At 37.6% G+C, this 218-nt stretch carries 1 tRNA gene; it reads left to right on the top strand.

The window, feature by feature from the left end:
* Positions 1–66: 66 nt before the first annotated feature.
* Positions 67–142, top strand: a tRNA-Asn gene (locus tag AB4623_RS24260).
* Positions 143–218 lie beyond the last annotated feature (76 nt).

Here is a 218-nt window from a genome sequence, read left to right as displayed (position 1 = left end):
CGAGGCACCATTATTTGGTACTTAACAAATAATGGTCTTTATAGACCTGATGTTGAGACAAGTAATTCCCCTTTAGTTCAGTTGGTAGAACGGCGGACTGTTAATCCGTATGTCGCAAGTTCAAGTCTTGCAAGGGGAGCCATTTTTAAAGGACTTCATTTTATATGAGGTTTTAATTGAAGAGTTTAACTCTTTAAGCAAAGAATTTAGTGTGCCGA

Source organism: Vibrio sp. 10N.222.52.C12 (assembly GCF_041474215.1).
Classification (GTDB): Bacteria; Pseudomonadota; Gammaproteobacteria; order Enterobacterales; family Vibrionaceae; genus Vibrio; species Vibrio crassostreae_C.
This window is presented reverse-complemented; position numbering and strand designations above follow the sequence as displayed.